Genomic DNA, 1,413 nt, shown 5'->3' with positions numbered 1-1,413 from the left:
AAACAATGGCGCTGGCCGCGTACTAAAGTCCGCAACCTGCGGGCTTTGGGGATTAACCTCAAAGCCGCCATCCAACATGCGGTCAGTAGCAAAAGTTACTGGCGCATGGCGCGTACCCCCGCCGTACAAATGGCTTTGAACAACCAATGGCTGAAAGAGCAGGGGCTGTTGAGCATCAAAGAGCTTTGGTGCAAAGCGCAAGGTTATGCCTAAGTATCAACGCGAGCCAATTCGTTGAACCGCCCACTGCGGACCCGCATGGTGGGTGGTGTGGGGGCTGGGGGTTAGATGCCCCTGGCTACCCGATTAGGCGAAATCGTATCGAGCAATTTTATTTACTTCAGGGGCGTGACACACCGAGAGCATTTGCTATCGAACCCGCATAGCCTTCGATCGAATGCGCTTCTATACTGGATAATAATTTTGGTATATGACCAGCCATCCCAAATGTATCAGTGCGCTCCGATAGGGCCACCGTTCCAGTATCCGTTATCTCGTATTCCCGGCAGCAGTCTACAAATCCCATGTTGCGAAGCGGTACGGTCGGAACTATATCCATAGCCTTGTAGACGTGGTAAGGACCCGCAAAACAAGAAATTGCACCGAGACCACAATAACGAGGCATTCCGAACGTATAGGCTCCAACTACAGAGCCAGGCATGCGCTCTACGAAAAACCTGCGGGCTATATCAGAACGGCATAAAGCGTTACCGATTGCTGCCATTGCTCCTCCTAGGGAGTGCCCGGCCCATACAATTTTAAGGTCGCTCGTTGAGTTCATACGCTTCTGAATCTCGTCAGTAATAGATGGAAGCTGTGGGACGATAGATTCAAAGAAGCCTCTATGAAAGAATTGGTCGTCAAACTTCATAAACCCAAACTCAAATGGGTATAAATTTGCGTTACCCTGTAGGTAGAATCGTTCAGCATCCACATTAGCTTTCCAATCCCAGAGGCGGCGAAAAACTGTTCCCCTTACCGTAAGAATCACAACGTTATTAAAGCATGTTCCCAGTATCAGTGCATATCGACCTCTAACAACGAAGAATTGCGCATCTAAATTACTTTCATCCAACGAGCTTAGTATCGAATTTGCCTTGCCTGAATTGATAAGTCTTCTATATGTATCGCTTGCAAACAGATGTATACGACTGGCTTTCTTCAATTCGTATTTCTGAACATCTTCATAGACTATTGAAGACAGTTCTGCACACACATGAGCTTTCTTAAGGGAGAACGATTCGTCGCTCCAGTCCTGTTCATAAGACAGACTAATTATCTTACTCAACCGACTTCTTAATGCACTATCCATCTTAAGCTTTCTCTATATTGATAAAAAATATTCGTGTGACCTCTCAAGAAGCTCTTTTTAAGTTTCTGATATAATTCATATTTTTTAAGCCATTTCTGAGG

The 1,413-nt window shown here is 46.0% G+C and carries 2 protein-coding genes; one reads left to right on the top strand and one right to left on the bottom strand.

Going from position 1 to position 1,413, the window contains the following annotated elements; genetic code table 11:
- Nucleotides 1-213, top strand: a 213-nt coding sequence (locus tag CRENPOLYSF2_RS04765; protein WP_473206029.1) for a hypothetical protein, incomplete at its 5' end; no start/stop codon positions are given.
- A 127-nt stretch (nt 214-340) separates the two neighbouring features.
- On the opposite strand, the gene CRENPOLYSF2_RS04760 is transcribed toward CRENPOLYSF2_RS04765, so the two are convergent.
- Entirely contained in the window at nt 341-1,312 is a 972-nt protein-coding gene (locus CRENPOLYSF2_RS04760; RefSeq protein WP_087142808.1) for a lipase family protein, read from the bottom strand.
- Nucleotides 1,313-1,413 lie beyond the last annotated feature (101 nt).

Origin of the sequence: Crenothrix polyspora (assembly GCF_900163755.1) — a bacterium.
GTDB lineage: Bacteria > Pseudomonadota > Gammaproteobacteria > Methylococcales > Methylomonadaceae > Crenothrix > Crenothrix polyspora.
The sequence above is the reverse complement of the archived record's forward strand: the minus strand, read 5'-3'. Positions and strand labels throughout refer to the sequence as shown.